We start from the raw sequence: 20327 nt of genomic DNA on the forward strand, positions 1-20327 counted from the left end.
CGTTCGGCCGAAATATCGCATTGACGATCTTTCGTCGAAGAAACAACTAGGGTCGTCGACGTGGGCGGCCGGGGTGAGAGTGGATCGAGAGATCCGTCCCAGGGGCAACCCCTGGGTACACATCACAGTTGGTTCCTGCGTCCGACGCCGCTCCGCACGCTGCGCGTGCCAGCCGGCGACGAGTACTCGGCTCGTGGTCACCCCGGCCGCCCACGTCGACGACCCTAGTTGTTTCTTCGACGAAAGATCGTCAATGCGATATTTCGGCCGAACGTCGCTGCTGTCGGATGGAGGCGCCACTGGGTGGTGGCGAATCGACCTTCGCCCGCGTGTCACACTTGCCGTCGAACACGTGTTCGCGCAATGCTGTATTCAGTGGAACCACAGCGACCCCGGATGCGTCAGAGATTCTGCCAGACCGGTTTTTGCCAGACCCGGACTCGCCAGATCCGGTTTTGTCAGACCTACCGACTAGCGTCCAACGCAACATGAAACGAACAACGGCCTCGAAGACAGCACGTTCAGCGCGTAGCACGCAGGACGGCACAGACAAACCTCAACCATCCCGAACAAGGAGAGATTCCATGGCTGCAGCTCCCCAGGACCGCGAGAAGGCTCTCGACCTCGCGCTGGCCCAGATCGACAAGAACTTCGGCAAGGGCTCGGTGATGCGCCTCGGTGAGGAGAGCAGGCAGCCGATCGAGGTGATTCCGACCGGTTCCATCGCACTCGACGTCGCGCTCGGTATCGGCGGTCTGCCTCGTGGTCGTGTCGTCGAGATCTACGGCCCGGAGTCGTCGGGTAAGACCACCGTCGCACTCCACGCGGTGGCCAACGCCCAGGCTGCGGGTGGTATCGCCGCATTCATCGACGCAGAGCACGCCCTCGATCCCGACTATGCGGCCAAGCTCGGTGTCGACACCGATGCACTGTTGGTCTCCCAGCCCGACACCGGTGAGCAGGCTCTGGAGATCGCCGACATGCTGATCCGTTCCGGCGCGCTCGACATCCTGGTCATCGACTCGGTGGCCGCGCTGGTGCCTCGCGCCGAGATCGAGGGCGAGATGGGCGACAGCCACGTCGGTCTGCAGGCACGCCTGATGAGCCAGGCGCTGCGCAAGATGACGTCGGCGTTGAGCAGTTCCAAGACCACCGCGATCTTCATCAACCAGCTCCGCGAGAAGATCGGCGTGATGTTCGGGTCACCCGAGACCACCACGGGCGGCAAGGCGCTGAAGTTCTACTCGTCGGTGCGACTCGACGTACGTCGTATCGAAACCCTCAAGGACGGCACCGACGCCGTGGGTAACCGAACTCGCGTCAAGGTGGTCAAGAACAAGGTCGCACCGCCGTTCAAGCAGGCCGAGTTCGACATCCTCTACGGCCAGGGCATCTCCAAGGAGGGCTCACTCATCGACATGGGTGTGGCCGAGGGATTCATCCGCAAGTCCGGCTCGTGGTTCACCTACGAGGGCGACCAGCTCGGCCAGGGCAAGGAGAACGCCCGAAAGTTCTTGTTGGAGAACACCGACATCCGCGACGAGGTCGAGAAGAAGATCAAGGAGAAGCTGGGTATCGGTGCGGTCGTCGACGCCGACGACATCGCACCCGCGCCGGTGGAATTCTGATCTGCGCGCATCGCCGATGAGTTCACCCCATGACCCCGGGGAGCCGAGTGAGTCCACGACGGAACGGAAAGGTCCGTCCGCGTGGGATGTTGCACTCCGGCTCCTCGGGGTTCGTGCACGTAGCCGTTCCGAGATGGCCCAGCGTCTGACGCGCCGAGGATTCGACGCCGACACCGTCGACGAGGTGATCACTCGGCTCGACGCCCACAAGCTGCTCGACGACGAGGAGTTCGCCGCCGAGTGGGTGCAGTCACGCCACGCCTACTCGGGGCGAGGCCGCGTCGCGTTGCGGCACGAACTCGCCGCCAAGGGAGTCGACGTCGCGATCGTGCAGCGAGCGCTCGATGAGATCGACCCCGAGGACGAACGCGCCGCGGCTCGCAACCTGGTCGACCGGAAGCTCACGCCGACTGTGACCGAGCAGCTTGTCCGCGCCGCCGAGGACAACGACAGATCAGTGCGCGACAAGCACTTTCGACGCCTGGTCGGCATGCTCGTCCGACGCGGCTACCCGCAGGCCACGGCGATCGACGTCGTCGGCGGGGCGATCGACGAGATCACCTCCGCCGACTGACGTCAGGCCCGTGGCTTGGGCGAGGGCATCGGCATGTTCTCCATGGCCGCCTGGTCGACCTGATCGGCGTGGGGCACGTCGTCGGTGTTACCGCCGCGACCCTGCCGCAGTCTCCGCTCGATGTACGTCGCCAACGACGACAGCGCGAAGTTGATGATGATCAGGATGATGGCGATCACGATGAGAACCGGGATGTAGTTGCCGTACCGGGCCGCCGACAGCTGTGCCATGTGAATGATCTCGGAGTATCCGATGACATAGCCGAGCGCGGTGTCCTTGAGGGCAACGACCATCTGCGAAATGATCGCGGGCATCATCGCCGTGACGGCCTGCGGGAGCAGAACCGACAGCATCATCTGTGTCTTGCGCATGCCGAGCGCCTTGGCTGCCTCGGTCTGCCCGGTGGGCAGCGACTTGATGCCCGAGCGCAGGATCTCGGCCATCACCGAGCCGTTGTAGAGCGTCAAGCCGCAGACCACAGCCGCGAAGGCCAACTGTGACGATGGCACCACTCCGTATTGGGCGAAGAAGAACCACAGGAACAGCATCAGGATCAGCACGGGAATCGCGCGGAACACCTCGACCAGCACGGTGCACAGCCCGCGTACCCAGGCGTGATCCGACAGCCGTCCGATGCCCAGGATGGAACCGAGTATCAGCGCGAGCACAATCGAGAGCGCTGCCGCGGCAAGGGTGCGCCACAGACCGGGGAAGATGTATCCGGTCCAGGTGCTCCACGTGACGAATGGCTTCCACTTCTCGGCGGTGAACTGGTCGTTGCCCGCGAACACCGCGATCACGTACGCGAAGATCGCGACGAGGATTGCGATGAAGACGACGGCCACGATCGCGTTGCGGACGCGCGCCCGGGGGCCGGGAGCGTCGTAGAGGACGGTTGCCTTGTCGCTCATCGCTTGACCGCCCATCGCTTTGCGAGCCAACCGAAGACGGCGCCCTCGCTGAGCGTGATGATCATGAATCCGACAGCGATCACCGCGAAGATGACCAGTAGTTGGTCGGCAAACGACTCGATCTCCGTTTTCATCAGTGCCGCGGCTTCGGCGACGCCGATCACCGAGGCGATAGTGGTGTTCTTGGTCAGTGCGATGAGCACGCTGCCCATCGGGCCGATCGTCGCTCGAGTTGCCTGCGGGAGCACGATGATGCCGAACACCTGGGTGAAGGAGAGCCCGAGCGATCGCGCGGCTTCGGCCTGCCCCAGTGGAACGGTGTTGAAACCCGCGCGCAGCGTCTCACAGACGAATGTCGACGTATAGACGATGAACGCGAGGACAGCGAGCCAGAAGTTATTGGTCTTGATGGTCGACGAGAATGTCAGGCCGAGATTCTGATACAGCCCGATCGCCGCGAACAGCACGATCAGGGTCAGTGGTGTGTTGCGCACGATATTGACGTACGTCGTACCGAAGCCACGCATCACGGGCACGGGGGAGACCCGCATCCCGGCCAGGATGGTGCCCCAGATCAGGGAACCGATCGCCGACCAGAACGTCAATTGGATCGTCACCCAGAACGCGGGCCACAACTGCGGCCCCATATCTTCCCAGAGTTCACTCACGACTGGTCACCTCCTCACTTCAGGCCCGCTGGGCACGGTGTGGACTTCGATTCGAGGAATGCGAGGTCTCCGGGCTTCGGCGTGAACGCGAACTTTGATCCGGGCTTATCCGCGCGCTGCTGGATCTCGTTGACGTAGTCGTCGCCGAGGCTCTTGCGCAGTGCGCTGATCCACGGTGACGGACCGTTGTCGGCGCTCGGCTTCAGCATGGAGTCGAGGGCTTCGTTCACCTTGGTGACCGACTCCGAGTCGCCCTTGGCCAAACCGATCCCGTAGCGCTCAGTGGAGAACGGGGTCCCCGCCGCCTTCAGAGCCTTCTTGACGCATGCGTCCTTGAGGTAGGTCATCTCCACCAGACGGAACTCGCCCTTCCAGAAGTTGGAGTAGCCCGCGAGGATCGATTCGTCGGTGGTCAGTGCGTCGACCTTGCCCCGACGTAGCGCCTCGACGCACGCGGAGTACGAATCATATTCCTGCAGTTCGATATTGGGCAGTTGTGCCTTGACGTTCTGTGCCGACGTCGAGCCGGTGACCGAGCACAGTTTCTTGCCCTTGCCGAGATCGGGCAGATTCTGGATCGACTCGTCGGACTTGCGCACCATCAGCCCCTGATACGTGATCAGGTAGGGGCCACCGAAGTCGACCTTCTTCGCGCGGTTCTCGTTGATCGAGTACGTGGCGGCGATCATGTCGACCTCACCGTGCTCGATCATGGCCTCGCGTCGAGCCGACGGAGTCTCGCGCCACGAGATCTTCGGGTGGGCCACTCCGAGCGAGTCGGCGATGTGATTGACGACGTAGGTGGAGACGGCCGGGTCGAAACCGCTCATGGACTTGTCCGGGTTGTAGATTCCCAGCCCCGGCTGGTCGAACTTGGTGCCGAGCACGACCTCTCCGCTGCGGATCGAGTCGAGCAGGTTCTTCGGCTCGGTGCTCCCACAGCCGGCGAGTAGCGAGACAAAGAGCGCACACACGGGGAGAAATACCGCGAGTGCGATGGTTCGGCGGCCAGGCCGTTTCCGTAGGGCAGTGGTGTCTACAGGCGGGTGCCCGGAGGCATGCCGACGCGTCGTCGGCGACGTGTCGGCCATGTCAGTGGCCCAGGATCTTGCCGAGGAAGTCCCTCGCGCGTTCGGACTGCGGACTGTCGAAGAAGCTGTCCGGATCGGTGTCCTCGACGATCGCGCCGTCGGCCATGAAGATCACTCGGTCGGCGGCCTTGCGGGCGAAGCCCATCTCGTGGGTGACCACGAGCATGGTCATGCCCTCCTTGGCCAGCGAGACCATCACGTCGAGCACCTCGTTGACCATCTCGGGGTCGAGAGCCGACGTCGGCTCGTCGAACAACATCACCTTCGGGTCCATGGCGAGTGCGCGTGCGATCGCGACGCGCTGTTGCTGGCCGCCGGAGAGTTGCGCGGGGTACTTGTCCTTCTGACTGGCGATGCCGACGCGTTCGAGGAGTTCGAGTGCGCGCTTCTCGGCGTCGGCCTTGTTCTTCTTGCGGACCTTGGTCGGCGCGAGTGTGACGTTCTGCAGAATTGTCTTGTGCGCGAACAGGTTGAACGACTGGAAGACCATTCCGACGTCGGCGCGCAGAGTGGCCAGGTCGCGGCCTTCCTCGGGGAGTGGCCGTCCCTCGACGAAGATCTCACCGGAGTCGATGGGTTCGAGCCGGTTGATCGTGCGGCACAGCGTCGACTTGCCCGAGCCTGATGGGCCGAGCACCACGACCACCTGTCCGGCGGGGACCTCGAGGTCGATGTCCTTGAGGACGTGCAGCTCGCCGAAGTGCTTTTGCACATTCTTGAGCACGATCATGTTGGTTCCGGATGCGGGAGCCGGGGTCGCGGGTCCGACCGCCGAACCCCCTGTCGGTGAATCGGTCATAACCGTCGACACTAATGCCGGAAACCCTTACAGGCGCGGTGAATGAGAACCTCGGCGTTGCGCGCGTGGTGACCGTGACGGCGATTTGCACCGGCACCGTACCCTGGATCCAGTGAGTACGGAGTTGTCGGAGCGGCATGAGCTGCCGCAATCGGGGCGCAGCTATCAGGTGCGTACCTATGGCTGCCAGATGAACGTGCATGATTCCGAGCGCATCGCGGGTCTTCTCGAGGATGCCGGTTACGTGCGCGCCGACGAGGACGGCGATGCCGATCTCGTCGTGTTCAACACGTGCGCGATCCGTGAGAACGCCGACAACAAGCTGTACGGCAACCTGTCGCACCTCGCGCCGGTGAAGACACGACGACCCGGCATGCAGATCGCGGTCGGCGGATGTCTCGCGCAGAAGGACAAGGACACGGTGTTGCGCAAGGCGCCGTGGGTCGACGTCGTCTTCGGTACGCACAACATCGGTTCGCTGCCCGCACTGCTCGACCGCGCCCGACACAACGAGGAGGCGCAGGTCGAGATCCTCGATTCACTCGAAGCCTTCCCGTCGACGCTGCCGGCCAAACGTGACTCGGCCTACTCCGGGTGGGTGTCGGTGTCCGTCGGTTGCAACAACACGTGCACTTTCTGCATCGTTCCGTCGTTGCGCGGCAAAGAGGTTGATCGACGCCCCGGCGACGTGCTCGCCGAGGTGAAAGCGCTCGTCGATCAGGGCGTGCTCGAGGTGACGTTGCTCGGGCAGAACGTCAACGCCTACGGGATGTCGTTCGCCGATCCCGAACTACCCCGCAATCGCGGCGCGTTCGCCGACCTGCTGCGCGCCTGCGGCGACATCGACGGCCTTGAACGCGTCCGATTCACCTCGCCGCATCCGGCAGAGTTCACCGACGACGTCATCGATGCCATGGCGCAGACACCCAACGTCTGCCCGCAGCTTCACATGCCGCTGCAGTCGGGTTCGGATCGCATCCTGCGGGCCATGCGACGCAGCTATCGCACGACCAAATTCCTCGGCATCCTCGACAAGGTGCGCGACGCGATGCCGCGCGCCGCGATCACCACCGACATCATCGTCGGATTCCCCGGCGAGACCGAAGAGGACTTCGCCGCGACGCTCGACGTGGTCGAGCGTGCGCGGTTCTCGAGTGCGTTCACTTTCCAGTACTCGCCTCGGCCGGGTACACCTGCGGCAACAATGCCCGATCAGGTGCCGCCGGAGGTCGTCAGCGAGCGCTACCAACGATTGATCGCGCTGCAAGAGCGCATCTGCCTCACCGAGAACCGGAACCTCATCGGCACCGAGGTCGAGCTGCTGGTCGCGGCGGATTCCGGGCGCAAATCCGCTGACACGGGGCGGCTGACAGGCCGTGCGCGCGACGGGCGACTGGTGCACTTCCGTGCCGGCGACGCGGCCGACGCCGTGCGACCCGGCGACGTCGTGGTCACCACCGTCACCGACGCCGCGCCGCATCACCTCATCGCCGACGGGACCATCGCGTCGCATCGCAGAACCCGTGCAGGTGACGCACACGAACTCGACGCCACCCCGACGACGGCGCCGGTCGGCGTCGGACTCGGTATGCCGGGGGTGGGACCGTCGCCGATGCCTACGGCCGTCTCCACCGGGTGTTCTTCGGGCGCCTGCGGTTGATGAACCATCGGTATGACCCGCCGGGCATCCGTGATCTGCCGGGCTCCGTGAACTGCCGAACCACATGAACTGCCAAGCACCAGCGAGCGACGAGAGATGAGAGGCGCGAGATGAGCGACGAGCCGCGCGAGGACAACACCGACGACCGGATGCCGACGGCCCAACGGGCCACTGGTGGCATACCCGCGGAAGACGCCGCAAGCGGCAGGACCGCGCAGGGCGCTGGAAGTGACGACGCCGAGTTCGCGCAGTACGCAGACGATCTCCGCAAGGCCGAACGCAAGGTCGCGGGTGAGATCGATCCGGGTGCCCGCGCGGTCGTGGTCGCTGTCGCGGTGCTCGTGGCGATGGGGTCGCTGCTACTGCCGCACACCGGTTCGGCGAACGGATTCGACGTGCTGACGTCGTCCGCGGCTGCCGCGACCGAACGTGTCGCAGTGGTCTCGAAGGTGTTCGTCTGGTTCCTGGTGGTGTTCGGAATCTTCGGGTCGATGCTCGCGCTGGTCACCCGACGATGGGTGATCGCGTGGATTGCGTTGTGCGGGTGCGCGATCGGCTGCGTGGCAGGCATGCTCGCGTGGTGGTCGCGGAACACCCCTGGCGTCGGGGGAGTGGCACCGCCGTCGGGTGTCGGCGCGGGGCTTGTCATCGGCTGGTTGGCCCTGCTCGTGCTCACCTTCCACTGGTCACGCGTCGTGTGGGCCCGCAGCACCTACCACCTCGCGCTCGAAGAGGAGCGTCGTCGGGAAGCGGTGGCACGCGAGGAGGCCGCACGCAAACTGCAGCAGCGCCCCGGCGAGCACTGAAGGTCCGAGCGGGCTCTGCCCCGCTAGCGGTCGGCGATGGCGCTCTGTGCGGCCTGCGCCCACTCGCGCCACTGTGCTGCCTGCTCGCGCAGTTTCTCCGCGTCTCGGTTCTTGCCGCGCTCGGCAGCTTTGGCCGCCTGGTCCTCGAGTTGTGCTGCGCGGTCGGCGAATTGCGCGGCGCGCGCGAGCGCCTCGGGGTCGGTGCGCTGCCACTGAGCATCCTCGGCGTCGCGAATCCGCTTCTCCAACGCGCGCGCACGGCCCTCGAGGCTGTGCATCTGTTCGCGCGGCACCTTGCCGAGCTCGTCCCACTTCTCCCGGAACGTCCGGAACTCGCGGCGCGCACCGTCGAGGTCGGATGCGGGATCGATGGATTTCTCCGCGGCGTCGAGCAGAGCGATCTTCGCCGTCGCGTTCGCGTTGAACTCGGCGTCGCGCTCGGACGATGCCGCGTTGCGGGCGGCGAAGAAGACGTCCTGGGCGGCTTTGAACCGTTGCCACAGTGCCTCGTCGGCGTCGCGCGGTGCCCGACCGGATGCCTTCCATTCGGCGAGGAGTTCGCGGAAGGCGCCCGCGGTCGGACCCCAATCGGTCGACGACGACAACGCCTCGGCCCGTGCGATCAGCTCCTCTTTACGCGCCTTGGCACCCGCGCGTTCCCGATCTAGATCGGCGAAGTGGGCGCCGCGTCGGCGATTGAACGCGTCGCGCGCCTTCGAGTATCGCTTCCACAGCGCGTCGTCGGTCTTACGGTCGATGCCTTTGATGGTCTTCCACTCGTCGAGGATCGCGCGCAGTCGATCGCCTGCGGTCTTCCACTGGGTGGATTCGGCTCCGATGGCCTCGGCCTCGGTAGCGAGCTCCTCTTTGCGTGCAATCACGGCGGCGCAAGCCTCTTCACGCTCGGCCTTCAGCGAGTCGGCGACGTCGTCGGCGCTTCCGACGATGACGGTCAGCCGCTGTTCAATGGCCGAGACATCGCCGATAACGCTGGCCTCGGGGAGGGTGTCGAGGAGGTGTTTGGCTGCAGCCTGTGACTTGCGCGGATCGCCGGTGCGTGCGGCGAGGCGCTCTTCGAGAATCTCCACCTCGGTCTCGAGGTCGGAGTATCGACGCGCGAAATGGGCGAGGCCCTCGTCGATGGTGCCCGCCTGCCACGACCCGATCTCACGCTCGCCGTTCGGGGTGATGAGCCAGACGACGCCCTGCTCATCGATACGCCCGAACTCGCGGGGATCGAACGATGCGTGTTTGGCGACGACGACCGCAGGAACGGGGGTCGGTGCCTGCGCGGCAGGCTTCGGTCCGGGACCGGGTCGAGGGCCGGGTTTGGGACCCGGCTTCGGCGGGCCTGGCCGGGGGCCGGGGGTGGACCCGGATGCGGGTGTGGCCGGTCCGCTGGTGTCTTCGCTCGTCATGGTGTGGTCCCCTCACAGCGTCAGTGGTGCCGCGCGTCACGGCTGCCTTTCACATAGTCCTGAGCGGTTGACGCCAGGACTTCACCTATTCAAGCAGGTCAGGGTTCTCGATGTGCGGCCTGCGCGACATCGCTGACACGAGGGCGGGTGTGTCGGTGCTCCCGGCGGCGTCGGGCATGACGTCGGCTAGCGTCGACGGTGTGCTGGCATGCGTTGTTTTCGTCCCGAGCGCACCGCTGTTGGTTCCCGAACTCGCGGGTCCGGACGCGGTGGACACCCTCGAGGCCCGTTCTGCTGTCCGCGATGCGGGCGTGCTGCTCGCCCGACACGCCACGCGCTGGGTGGCGGTGGGGGCCGACGACTTCATCGCCCCTGTGAGATCCGACGACTACATCGCCCCTGTGAGATCCGGCGACGACGCCGCCGCGGGTGATCCCCTGGCGTCACGGTCAATTCCGACGGTGGGCGGTTTCGGCAGGTTCGGCGTCGACGTGCCGGTCTCCCTGGAACGCGTGGGCGGTGAGCGACCCCCCGGACGCCTGCCACTGTCGATGTTGATCGCCGGGTGGCTACGCGGACAGGTCGACGCCGAGTCGGTGCGTCCGGTCGTCGTCGACCCCGACGTACGGCCCGAAGTCGCCTGCGAGCTCGGGAGAGCACTGTCGGCCGAGATCTCCTCCGATCCCGAGCCGATCGGGGTACTGGTCGTGGCCGACGGCGCGACGGCACTCACCCCGAAGGCGCCCGGTGGCGGCCGACGTGACAGCGCCGTCGAACTCCAGCAGCGCATCGTCGACGGAATCGCGGCAGCGGATGTCGACGTACTTCGCGGACTCGACGTTGCCACGTGCGATGCCGAGGGAGTGGCCGGGCGGGCGGCATGGCAGGTCGTCGCTGGGCTCGTCGGCGACAGCCCGATGACTGCCAAGGTGCTCTACTCCGACGCCCCGTTCGGTGTCGGCTACGTCGTCGCGGCGTGGACGCCAGGGGACACGCCGTGAGTGTCGGGCCAAGGAATGTCGGGCCAAGGAGTGTCGGAGCCGTGGACGTGACCCCGATCGCCGTCGTCGGTCCGACCGCCACCGGGAAATCCGACCTCGCGCTCGACCTCGCGGAACGACTCGACGGCGACATCGTCAACATCGACGCCATGCAGCAGTACCGCGGCATGGACATCGGCACGGCCAAGCTGCCCCCACGGGAGCGGCGAGGCATCGCCCACCATCAACTCGACGTGCTCGACGTCACCGAGACGGCCACCGTCGCGCGCTATCAGGAAGCCGCGTCGGCCGACATCGACTCGCTGCTCGCCGCCGGCCGCACGCCGGTGATCGTCGGCGGCTCGATGATGTACATCCAAGGTCTGCTCGACAACTGGCGGTTCCCGGCAACCGACCCCGCGGTGCGCGCACGGTACGAGGCGATGCTCGACGAGATCGGTGTCGTGGCGCTGCATCGACATCTCGCATCCGTCGACCCGGCTGCGGCGGCGTCGATCCTCGCTACCGATGCACGACGCATCGTGCGCGCGCTCGAGGTGGTCGAACTGACCGGGGAGCCATTCGCGGCGTCGGCGCCGAAGATCGGTGAACCACGTTGGGGGACAAAGATTCTCGCACTGGACCGCGACACCGCAGAACTGGACGAACGCATCGCGCTGCGGACTCGGCTGATGTTCGCGAACCGGCTCGTCGACGAGGTGCACGGGCTCGTCGACGCAGGTCTGCGCGAGGGCGTCACTGCTCGTCGAGCCATCGGATACGCGCAGACACTTGCCGCGCTGGACGGCGAGTACGACCTTGCGACAGCAGAAGAACTGACCTTCATCGGCACCCGCAGGTACGTCCGCAGGCAGCGTTCGTGGTTCCGCCGCGATCACCGCATTCACTGGCTCGACGCCGCGACTCCCGCCCTCCTCGACGCCACGCTCGCCGCGGCGGAGGTCTGAGGACGACCCGCACGTAGTCTGGACGGGTGACGACGATCAGCGAGGCAGTGACCTACGTCAAGGGGCACGGCACCCAGAACGACTTCGTCGTGCTCACCGACCCGGCGGTCGAACTCGACCTGACCACCGACTTCGTGGCGGCGGTCTGCGATCGTCAACGCGGTATCGGCGCAGACGGCATGCTCCGCGTCGCGCGGGCGGTGGCCCTGGTGCGCGCGGGCGTCCTCGATGAGCTGCCCGACGGCGTCGAGCCCGACGACTGGTTCATGGACTATCGCAACGCCGACGGCTCCATCGCCGAGATGTGTGGCAACGGAGTCCGCGTCTTCGCCCACTACCTGCGGGCCACCGGGCTGACCGAGTCCGACGAGTTCACGGTGGGTTCGCGCGCAGGCGGACGTCCCGTGGTGGTGCACTCGTTCGACGACCTCTGCGCCGACGTCAGTGTGCGGATGGGTCGGGTGTTGCTCGGCGAGGACGCGACCGTGCGGATCGGCGACGACCTCTACCCGGGTGTCGCGGTCGACGTCGGCAACCCACACCTGGCGTGCGTGGTGCCCGACATGTCGACGTCCGACCTCGCCGCGATCGACTTCTCGACCGGCGTCGTCCTACCCGACGGCGTCTTTCCGCACGGCGCCAACGTCGAACTGCTGACCTCCCCCGAGGACGGACCGCGTGGTGGTCTGCACGCCACGATGCGTGTCTTCGAGCGCGGTGTCGGAGAGACCAGGAGTTGCGGAACGGGGCTGGTCGCGGCGGCAGCAGCGGGCCTGCAGACCCTCGGCCGCGACGCGGGCGAGATGGTCATCGACGTGCCAGGCGGAAGGGTGACGGTCACGGTTGCCGACGGTCACGCGACGCTGCGAGGACCGTCCGCACTGGTGGCCGACGGCCGATTCCGGGCAGGTTGGTATCGCGTCGACTGACGTGCCGCGGGCACGCTGCATGGCGGCTCGGCAGATATCCACGTGCTCGACGGGCCGTCGGCGTGTCACCATGGATGGTGTATGACCGAAACATCACCACAGGTACATGACCTGCACGACACCCGTCCCGTCGACGCGAACGCACCCGCGATCGACCTTTCCCGCGATCTGATCGATCCCGACGATCTCGTCGACCCCGCAGATTTCGGCGATCACGACGATTCCCGCGACCGTGCCCACACGCCGACGACCGGCGAGCTCGCGCTCTCCGATCGCGCCTCGCTGCAGCGCGTCGCGGGGCTTTCGACAGAGCTCACCGACGTCACCGAGGTCGAATACCGACAACTGCGCCTCGAGCGCGTGGTGCTCGTCGGCGTCTGGACCGAGGGCACCGCGGCCGCAGCGAAGGCGAACATGGAGGAGCTGGCAGCGCTCGCAGAGACCGCGGGTTCCGTGGTTCTCGAAGCGGTGATCCAGCGACGATCCTCACCCGACCCCGCGACCTTCATCGGTTCGGGCAAGGCCCAGGAGTTGCGCGACGTCGTCGCCGACACCGGCGCCGACACCGTCATCTGCGACGGCGAGTTGACGCCAGCGCAGTTGACCGCGTTGGAGAAGGTCGTCAAGGTCAAGGTGATCGACCGGACGGCCCTCATCCTCGACATCTTCGCCCAGCATGCGAGTTCGCGTGAGGGCAAGGCGCAGGTGGCCCTCGCGCAGATGGAGTACATGCTCCCGCGTCTGCGTGGTTGGGGTGAATCGATGTCCCGTCAGGCCGGTGGCCGCGCGGGTAGCAACGGCGGCGTCGGCCTGCGCGGACCGGGTGAGACGAAGATCGAGACCGATCGCCGGCGCATCCGCGAGCGAATGGCCAAGCTGCGCCGCGAGATTCGCGAAATGCGCACGGCCCGCACCACGAAGCGGTCCGCACGACTGCGGGGTGCTGTGCCGCGCATCGCCGTCGCGGGATACACGAACGCGGGTAAGTCGAGTCTGGTCAACGCGATGACGGGTTCTGGTGTGCTCGTGCAGGATGCGCTGTTCGCGACCCTCGATCCGACGACGCGCCGTGCGACTCTCGAGGACGGTCGCGAACTGGTCTTCACCGACACCGTCGGCTTCGTCCGCCACCTCCCCACGCAACTCGTCGAGGCATTCCGGTCGACGCTGGAGGAGGTCGTCGACGCTGATCTCGTACTGCACGTCGTCGACGGCAGCGACCCGTTCCCCGCGGAACAGATCACGGCGGTCCGACGGGTCATCAACGACGTCGTGGCAGAAGAGGGAGTCGCGCCGCCTCCGGAGTTGTTGGTGATCAACAAGATCGATGCCATCGATGCGTCCAGGCTCACCGAATTGCGCGGCATGCTCGGCGCGGGCGGTAGTACGCACGGACCCAACTCAGCGGGCGTCGTGTACGTCTCGGCGCGCACCGGTGAGGGACTGCCTGAGCTGTTCGAGGCGGTCCGTGAGTTCGTGGGTCGCGACGACGTGGAGCTCACCGTCGACATCCCGTTCACGCGAGGCGACCTGGTGTCACGGATTCACCGCGAGGGCGAGGTACTCGCCACAGACCACAGCACCGAGGGCACCCGGATGCGTGTCCGTGTGCCCTCGGCGCTGGCGGGAGAACTGGCCTCGTTGGCCCAGTAGCAGGCCTACTCGGCGTCGAGGTCGGCGGCGACGAGCTTCGCGATGGCGTCGAGCGTTGCCTGATCGTCGGATTCGACGACGACCGCGGTGCCCTTCTCGGCGCCGAGCGTCATGATCAGCAATGCCGATCCCGCGTCGACCGGTTCGCCTCCGACGACCGAGATCGTCACGGGTGTGCCGGCGTCGGCGACTGCCTCGGCGATGATCGTTGCGGGTCGCGCGTGCAATCCGACGGCTGATCCGACCTCGACGGTGGTGCTTGGCATGGGTTGCTCCTTTGCAGATGGGTTATGTCGGGACGTGAGATCTCAGGCGGGGATGGTCTCCAGCTCGGGTGCCGAAGTCTGTCGGCTCGACGAGCGACCGAACTGCTTGGCCGCGACGACGCACACCGTGCCGAGGACCGTACCCGCCGCAAGCGCTGCGAGGAAGAGCAGCCAGTGGTTCATCGTGAAGAAGACGAAGATGCCGCCGTGCGGAGCGCGCTGCGTGACCCCGAAGGCCATGATCAGTGCACCGGCGAGTGCGCCGCCCGCCATCATCGACGGAATCACGCGCACCGGGTCTTTTGCGGCGAACGGGATTGCACCCTCGGAGATGAATGCGGCGCCGAGGAACCAAGCAGCCTTACCGTTTTCACGCTCGGGCTCGGTGAACAGTCCGGGGCGGATGACGGTGGCGAGTGCCATCGCGAGCGGCGGAACCATGCCTGCGCACATGACCGCTGCCATGATTTCGAGCTGGGGTGTGTCGCCGATGGCGAGGCCGGTGGTGGCGAAGAGGTACGCGGCCTTGTTGACCGGTCCGCCGAGGTCGAAGCACATCATGAGTCCGAGGACCACGCCGAGGACGATCTTGGAGCTGCCGCTCATGCTGTTGAGACCGTCGGTGAGCTGGGTGGTGACCCAGGCGAGCGGCTTGCCGAGCAACATGAACATCAGACCGCCGACAATCAGACTCCCGAACAGCGGGATGATGATGACCGGCTGTAGCCCGCGTGCCCACTGCGGCAACGGAAGTCGCGAGATCGCCAGGCACACGGCGCCCGCGATGAGGCCGCCGATCAGACCACCGATGAAGCTCGCGCCCACGGCAACCGAGACCAGGCCTGCGACGAAGCCGGGTGCGATACCGGGACGGTCGGCTATCGCGAACGAGATGTAACCCGCGAGGACAGGTACCAGCATGCTCATGGCGAGCGCGCCGATCGCGAAACTGACACCGCCGAGGTACTGGCCGAGACCGCCAGCGGGCAGATCCCAGAGGCTGTTGTGCAGCGCGATGTAGGCGCCGTCGGACAGCGTCTTGGATGAATCGAGTGTCTTGTTGGCGATCTGGTACCCGGCGAGCAGGAAGCCCAACGCGATCAGCAGTCCGCCTGCCGCGACGAACGGGATCATGTAGCTGACACCGGTCATGAGTGCCTGTTGGATCTTTTTGCCGAATGACAGGCTCGACGCCGATCCCTCCGCTGCACCGGCACCGTCGTCCGCCGACCCGTCGACGCGTGCGGCATGCGGACTACGCGACGCCTCCACAGCCTCTGCGATCATCTTGTCGGGTTCGTTGATCGCGCGCTTGACCCCGGACTCGATGACCGGCTTTCCGCTGAAGCGACTCTTGCCCTTCACACCGACGTCGGTGGCGAAGATGACGGCGTCGGCGCCTGCGATGACGTCGGGGGTGAACGGCGTGGTGCCCGACGAGCCCTGCGGCTCGACATGGAAGTCGACGCCTGCCCGCTCCGCGGCGTACTTGAGCGCGTCCGCTGCCATGTAGGTGTGTGCGATGCCGGTGGGGCACGCGGTGATCGCGACGATCGAGGGGCGCTTCTGCGAATCGGAACCACCTAGTGTCTTCGCGGTCTTCGTGCCTGCTGCCGGGACTGCGGCAGCGGCGGCCGCGCCCGCAGCAGGCGCGGCGGATGTCGACGTGGAGCCTGCCGGCGCAGGGTTGATGGCTTCATCCACCAGTTCGACGACGCGCTCGTCACTCGGCGCCTCGCGGAGGGCGGCGACGAAGTCGGGACGCACGAGCGCTCGCGCGAGCGAGCTCAGCAGCTTCATGTGGTCGGAGGCAGCGCCCTCGGGTGCCGCGATGAGGAACACCAGGTCGGCCGGGCCGTCGGGTGCGCCGAAGTCGACCTTGTTCGACAGCCGCGCGAAGGCAAGGCTGGCGGTGGTGACCGATGCGGCGCGTGCGTGAGGAATCGCGATCCCACCGGGTAGCCCGGTTGCCGACTTCGCCTCGCGGGCCAGTGCGGCGCGGCTCAGTTCGGACGGATCGGTCGTGCGCCCGGCCTCGCCGAGATTCTCGGCGAGATAGGTGATGACGGCGGCGGGATCACTGCCTGCGTCGACATCGAGATGCACCGTCGCTGCGGTGATGATGTTGTCGGACATGGGTTTTCCTTCGATTTCTGTGTGGTCCGGAGAGCGAGTGTTCCGGTTCTGGTCGGTGAGCGTCGTGGCGATTCGTGTACAGGAACTGGAGGCTGTGGGGGTCACGTGATCGGGGCGGCTCCTGAGAGTTCGACGACATCGACCGAGTCGACGTCGACCTGTGCCGGAAGTGGCGGCTGCGTCCCTGCCAGCCCGGCGGCCGCCGAGCCGTAGGCGACTGCCGTGCGGAGACGATCGGGTTCGGAGGCGCCCGCCGTGTACGCGATGAGGTACCCGGCCAGCGATGCGTCGCCTGCTCCGACGGTGCTGCGCGGCACGATCGGCGGGGGAGTGGCCAGCCAGCTACCCTCAGCGGTCGTGAGTACCGCACCCGCCGCACCGAGGGTCGCGAGTACCGCTCCCTGCGTGGTGGCGATCAGCGTTCGCGATGCCGTCACGACCGGCAGGTAGTCGCCCGAGGCGACGGCAGCGGCCAGTTCGGCAGGGTCGATACCACTGACCTCGGCGAGTTCTTCGTCGTTGGGTTTGATCAGGTCGACGGGACCCGACATCGCCGCGCCCAGGGGTGCGCCCGACGTGTCGATCGCCACGCGGCGTCCGCTGTCGACGAGGCGGTCGGAGATGCGGCGATACCAGTCGTCGGGAACTCCCGGCGGAATCGAGCCACACAGCGCCACCCACGACGCGTCCTCGACGCCCTCGAGTACGAGCGCTGTCAGTTCGTCGAGTTCTGCAGGCGTGAGGGTGTGACCGGGCGCATTGATCTTCGTGGTCGTCCCGTCGTTCTCGGCCACCGTGATATTGGTTCGGATCTGACCGTCGATGTCGACCGTGCGGTACGGCAGTGCGACGGCGTCGAGGGCCGTGAGCAGCGGGTCGTCGGCGTGCGCGGGTAGTACCGCGACGGTGGGGATGCCGGCTTCCGCGACGACGCGGGACACGTTGACGCCCTTGCCGCCGGGCTCGACCCGGGTGGAGGTACTGCGTTGCACCTCGCCCCGCATCAACGGTCCTGTGATCTCCAGGGTGCGGTCGAGACTCGGGTTGGCTGTGACTGTGAGGATCATGCGATCACGACCTCGATGCCGTGTGCCGAGAGCGCCGCCGAGAACTCGGGGTCGATGCCGTCGTCGGTGATCAGGACGTCCACCTCGTCGAGCGGAGCGAACGAGCTGAAGTCCTCGCGACCCATCTTCGACGAGTCGGCCAGCACCACGACGCGCTGCGCGGCAGCCACGATGGCCGACTTGACCGAGGCTTCTTCCGCGTCGGGGGTGGACAGGCCGTGGCCCTCACTGATCCCATTCGTGCCGACGAAGGCAACAGATGCCCGCATCTTTCCGAGTGCTGCGACGGTCTCGGCGCCGACCGCAGCCTGCGTGAGCCCACGGACCCGACCGCCGACCATGAGCAGGGTGGCCCGTTCGTGTGCGGTGAGGGCCTGCCCGAGCTGGAGGCTCGTCGAGATCACCGTGAGCCTGCGATCGGCGGGCAGCAGCTTGGCGGCCTGGTAGGTGGTGGTTCCGGCATCGAAGATGACCGATCCACCGTCCGAGGGCAGAAACCGAATCGCACCGCGGGCGATCGCTGCCTTCTCTGCGGTGTGGGAGGACTCGCGTTGGGCGAGTCCCAGCTCGTTGACTACCTCGACCGTCCCGGCCTTGACTGCTCCGCCGTGGACGCGCTGCACGCTACCGCTGCGCTCGAGCACTGCGAGGTCGCGGCGCACGGTTTCACTCGTCACGTCGAACCTGTCGGCGAGAGCTGTCACGGATGCGCGACCGTGCGCGCGCACCTGATCGGCTATTGCTCGCTGTCGCTCTTCGGCGTACACCTGTCGACTCCGATCTGTGGTGTGTGGCTCACCTTCCGGCGAACCATCTGTGGGGTCTGTGTTCTGTGGATCTGGCTTCTGCGGATCTGTGTTCTGTGGATCACCGCGTGATTGGTTCTGTGTGGGATTCGATGTTGATATATCTGTGTTTACGCCCGTGTGTGTTGACAAGTCAAGCGTTTCGAGTAACTTTGATCACAGAAATTCACGACGCCGGGTATTCCTCACAGATCACCGCACCCGGCCGATCGACCCGGAAGGCAGCAGACGCAATGGAGAATCACCTGGTAACGGAGAATCGGGTCACCATGAACGGTCAGGGAGAGTTGACGGGAACACCCGTCGTCGCGGGGTTTGCCTACGGGCCGGTGTTGTGGCCGGGTGGGCGCGTCGAGTACGACGAGACGTCACTCGGCACTGATCGCGTCCTCGCCGAGGGCGAGCGGGACACGGAGTCGGAACGTCTCGTCGCCGCCGCGGCAGTCGTCGCGGGCAGACTGCGTGATCGCGCATCACACGCGTCGGGAGCTGCGGCCGAGGTTCTTGCCGCGACCGCCGGGTTGGCCGAGGATCGGGGATGGATCGGTGCGGCAAAGTCCCGTGTCTCGAAGGGGGCGTCGGCACCTGCTGCCGCAGTCGCGGCCACGGCGCAGTTCTCCGAGATGTTCGCCAAACTCGGCGGGTTGATGGCAGAGCGGATCACCGACCTCAACGACGTGCGTGACCGGGTGGTCGCCGAGTTGCTCGGCCGGCCGGAGCCGGGAATTCCGACGCCGAGCCAACCGTCGATCCTCTTCGCGGACGACCTCGCTCCCGCGGATACCGCGGGGCTCGATCCCGCTGTGATCGTCGGGCTGGCCACGCGTCTCGGCGGACCGACCAGTCATACCGCCATCATCGCGCGTCAATTGGGCATCCCGTGCGTGGTCGCCGTGGCTCGATTGAGTGAGATCACCAGCGGCACAATGGTTTTGCTCGACGGCGGTGCGGGGTCGATCACCGTCGAACCGGAGGAGTCCGAGGCGCGCGAACTCGTCGAGCGCAGTGTTGCGGAGGCAGCGCTTGTTGCTGCGTGGCGTGGCCCTGGCCGGACTGCTGACGGCACCGACGTCGCCATCCTGGCGAATGTCGCCGATGGTGTGTCGGCGCGTCGCGCGGCCGATGCGCCGGTCGAGGGGATCGGGCTGTTCCGCACCGAGTTGGCATTTCTCGACCGGGCAGAGGAACCCGATGTCGACGAGCAGACACGTCTGTACCGCGACGTGTTCGAAGCGTTCGCGGGCCAGAAAGTCGTCATCAGAACGCTCGACGCCGGTTCGGACAAGCCGCTGGCCTTCATCGAGCACCCGGACGAGGCGAACCCCGCACTCGGCGTACGCGGTAACCGAATCGGCGATGACCACCCCGAAATCGTGCGAACTCAGCTCGACGCGATCGCGCGCGCGGCAGAAGAATCCGGTACGACGCCGTGGGTCATGGCACCGATGATCGCCACGGCCGCGGAGGCCGCACAGTTCGCCGATCTCGTCCGTCAGCGTGGTCTGACGGCTGGAGTGATGATCGAGATCCCGGCTGCGGCGATCCTGGCGCCGGCGATTCTGGCTGAGGTCGACTTCGTGTCGATCGGAACCAACGACCTCACGCAGTACACGATGGCGGCCGACCGGATGTCGGCAGAACTCGCCGAACTGACCGACCCGTGGCAACCCGCGGTGCTCGCACTCATCTCTCAGGTCGCGACGGCCGGCGCCCAGCAGGGCAAGCCCGTCGGCGTCTGTGGTGAGGCCGCGGCCGACCCGTCGCTCGCGTGTGTGCTCGTCGGACTGGGAGTCACCTCGCTGTCGGCGGCTCCGGCCGCGACAGCAGCAGTCGGGGCGAAGCTGTCGACGGTAACCATGGAGCAGTGCCGGACCGCGGCAGCTGCCGCGCTTGCGACCTCGAGTCCGGCACTCGCCCGACGTGCCGCTGCCGAAAAACTCGACCACTGATATAGGCCCCGCTGGTCA

At 66.3% G+C, this 20327-nt stretch carries 18 protein-coding genes; 9 read left to right on the forward strand and 9 right to left on the reverse strand.

Translation table 11 applies throughout. From position 1 onward, the window contains the following. The first annotated feature begins 584 nt into the window (after positions 1-584). Together recA and A5777_RS12965 are read left to right on the forward strand one after the other, a co-directional pair. A complete protein-coding gene (recA, locus tag A5777_RS12960) occupies positions 585-1628 on the forward strand; it encodes a recombinase RecA (protein WP_005204544.1) in 1044 nt (347 codons plus the stop codon). 16 nt (positions 1629-1644) lie between these two features. Continuing rightward, complete coding sequence (locus A5777_RS12965; protein ID WP_064862992.1) at positions 1645-2202, forward strand: regulatory protein RecX; 558 nt, start codon at positions 1645-1647, stop codon at positions 2200-2202. 2 nt (positions 2203-2204) lie between these two features. Here the strand turns inward: A5777_RS12965 and A5777_RS12970 are convergent, their stop codons facing one another. From A5777_RS12970 to A5777_RS12985, 4 genes are all read right to left on the reverse strand, one after another. After that, the gene (locus A5777_RS12970) at positions 2205-3113 is read right to left on the reverse strand and encodes an amino acid ABC transporter permease (RefSeq protein ID WP_064862952.1); all 909 of its coding nucleotides are present in this window, start codon (positions 3111-3113) and stop codon (positions 2205-2207) included. Continuing rightward, positions 3110-3781, reverse strand: coding sequence for an amino acid ABC transporter permease (locus A5777_RS12975; RefSeq protein ID WP_005204550.1), 672 nt, complete (start codon positions 3779-3781; stop codon positions 3110-3112). Before A5777_RS12975 ends, A5777_RS12970 begins: the two co-directional genes overlap by 4 nt. 14 nt (positions 3782-3795) lie before the next feature. Next, positions 3796-4755 (reverse strand): glutamate ABC transporter substrate-binding protein, encoded by a 960-nt coding sequence (locus A5777_RS12980; RefSeq protein WP_197500824.1) that lies wholly within the window; start codon positions 4753-4755, stop codon positions 3796-3798. Positions 4756-4873: 118 nt separating this feature from the next. After that, positions 4874-5602 (reverse strand): amino acid ABC transporter ATP-binding protein, encoded by a 729-nt coding sequence (locus A5777_RS12985; protein WP_064862994.1) that lies wholly within the window; start codon positions 5600-5602, stop codon positions 4874-4876. Positions 5603-5783: 181 nt separating this feature from the next. Between A5777_RS12985 and miaB the strand changes: the two genes are divergently transcribed. Then, positions 5784-7331: a tRNA (N6-isopentenyl adenosine(37)-C2)-methylthiotransferase MiaB gene (gene miaB / locus A5777_RS12990; RefSeq protein WP_231895052.1), complete on the forward strand. Its 1548-nt coding sequence runs from the start codon at positions 5784-5786 to the stop codon at positions 7329-7331. A gap of 110 nt (positions 7332-7441) precedes the next feature. Continuing rightward, on the forward strand, positions 7442-8137 hold the full coding sequence (locus tag A5777_RS12995; protein ID WP_005204560.1) for an Rv2732c family membrane protein: 696 nt from the start codon (positions 7442-7444) through the stop codon (positions 8135-8137). A 23-nt stretch (positions 8138-8160) separates the two neighbouring features. On the opposite strand, the gene A5777_RS13000 is transcribed toward A5777_RS12995, so the two are convergent. Next, entirely contained in the window at positions 8161-9555 is a 1395-nt protein-coding gene (locus A5777_RS13000) for a DUF349 domain-containing protein (protein ID WP_064862953.1), read from the reverse strand. A 149-nt stretch (positions 9556-9704) separates the two neighbouring features. Between A5777_RS13000 and A5777_RS13005 the strand changes: the two genes are divergently transcribed. From A5777_RS13005 to hflX, 4 genes are all read left to right on the forward strand, one after another. Then, positions 9705-10556, forward strand: a complete 852-nt coding sequence (locus tag A5777_RS13005) for a hypothetical protein (protein WP_331710596.1) — start codon at positions 9705-9707, stop codon at positions 10554-10556. A gap of 41 nt (positions 10557-10597) precedes the next feature. Beyond that, positions 10598-11503 (forward strand): tRNA (adenosine(37)-N6)-dimethylallyltransferase MiaA, encoded by a 906-nt coding sequence (gene miaA, locus A5777_RS13010; RefSeq protein WP_005204563.1) that lies wholly within the window; start codon positions 10598-10600, stop codon positions 11501-11503. 26 nt (positions 11504-11529) lie between these two features. Further along, complete coding sequence (gene dapF, locus A5777_RS13015) at positions 11530-12432, forward strand: diaminopimelate epimerase (protein WP_005204564.1); 903 nt, start codon at positions 11530-11532, stop codon at positions 12430-12432. An 81-nt stretch (positions 12433-12513) separates the two neighbouring features. Beyond that, positions 12514-14085 carry a GTPase HflX gene (gene hflX, locus A5777_RS13020; protein ID WP_005204565.1) on the forward strand — a complete coding sequence of 524 codons (1572 nt, stop codon included), beginning with the start codon at positions 12514-12516 and terminating at the stop codon, positions 14083-14085. Between the two features lie 5 nt (positions 14086-14090). On the opposite strand, the gene A5777_RS13025 is transcribed toward hflX, so the two are convergent. From A5777_RS13025 to A5777_RS13040, 4 genes are all read right to left on the reverse strand, one after another. Further along, on the reverse strand, positions 14091-14351 hold the full coding sequence (locus tag A5777_RS13025; protein ID WP_005204573.1) for an HPr family phosphocarrier protein: 261 nt from the start codon (positions 14349-14351) through the stop codon (positions 14091-14093). Positions 14352-14393: 42 nt separating this feature from the next. Further along, complete coding sequence (locus A5777_RS13030; protein ID WP_064862954.1) at positions 14394-16487, reverse strand: PTS fructose transporter subunit IIABC; 2094 nt, start codon at positions 16485-16487, stop codon at positions 14394-14396. Positions 16488-16588: 101 nt separating this feature from the next. Further along, positions 16589-17554, reverse strand: coding sequence for a 1-phosphofructokinase family hexose kinase (locus A5777_RS13035; protein WP_064862955.1), 966 nt, complete (start codon positions 17552-17554; stop codon positions 16589-16591). Next, positions 17551-18321, reverse strand: coding sequence for a DeoR/GlpR family DNA-binding transcription regulator (locus A5777_RS13040; RefSeq protein ID WP_064862956.1), 771 nt, complete (start codon positions 18319-18321; stop codon positions 17551-17553). Before A5777_RS13040 ends, A5777_RS13035 begins: the two co-directional genes overlap by 4 nt. A gap of 272 nt (positions 18322-18593) precedes the next feature. Between A5777_RS13040 and ptsP the strand changes: the two genes are divergently transcribed. Continuing rightward, the gene (ptsP, locus tag A5777_RS13045) at positions 18594-20309 is read left to right on the forward strand and encodes a phosphoenolpyruvate--protein phosphotransferase (protein WP_082933661.1); all 1716 of its coding nucleotides are present in this window, start codon (positions 18594-18596) and stop codon (positions 20307-20309) included. Positions 20310-20327: the final 18 nt, after the last annotated feature.

Origin of the sequence: Gordonia sp. 852002-10350_SCH5691597, assembly GCF_001665715.1 — a bacterium.
Lineage (GTDB): Bacteria > Actinomycetota > Actinomycetes > Mycobacteriales > Mycobacteriaceae > Gordonia > Gordonia sputi.

Coding starts and splice junctions, on each gene's coding strand:
- recA (WP_005204544.1), top strand. CDS start 585: ATGGCTGCAGCTCCCCAGGACCGCGAGAAGGCTCTCGACCTCGCGCTG.
- A5777_RS12965 (WP_064862992.1), top strand. CDS start 1,645: ATGAGTTCACCCCATGACCCCGGGGAGCCGAGTGAGTCCACGACGGAA.
- A5777_RS12970 (WP_064862952.1), bottom strand. CDS start 3,113: ATGAGCGACAAGGCAACCGTCCTCTACGACGCTCCCGGCCCCCGGGCG.
- A5777_RS12985 (WP_064862994.1), bottom strand. CDS start 5,602: ATGATCGTGCTCAAGAATGTGCAAAAGCACTTCGGCGAGCTGCACGTC.
- A5777_RS12995 (WP_005204560.1), top strand. CDS start 7,442: ATGAGCGACGAGCCGCGCGAGGACAACACCGACGACCGGATGCCGACG.
- A5777_RS13000 (WP_064862953.1), bottom strand. CDS start 9,555: ATGACGAGCGAAGACACCAGCGGACCGGCCACACCCGCATCCGGGTCC.
- hflX (WP_005204565.1), top strand. CDS start 12,514: ATGACCGAAACATCACCACAGGTACATGACCTGCACGACACCCGTCCC.
- A5777_RS13025 (WP_005204573.1), bottom strand. CDS start 14,351: ATGCCAAGCACCACCGTCGAGGTCGGATCAGCCGTCGGATTGCACGCG.
- A5777_RS13030 (WP_064862954.1), bottom strand. CDS start 16,487: ATGTCCGACAACATCATCACCGCAGCGACGGTGCATCTCGATGTCGAC.
- A5777_RS13035 (WP_064862955.1), bottom strand. CDS start 17,554: ATGATCCTCACAGTCACAGCCAACCCGAGTCTCGACCGCACCCTGGAG.
- ptsP (WP_082933661.1), top strand. CDS start 18,594: ATGGAGAATCACCTGGTAACGGAGAATCGGGTCACCATGAACGGTCAG.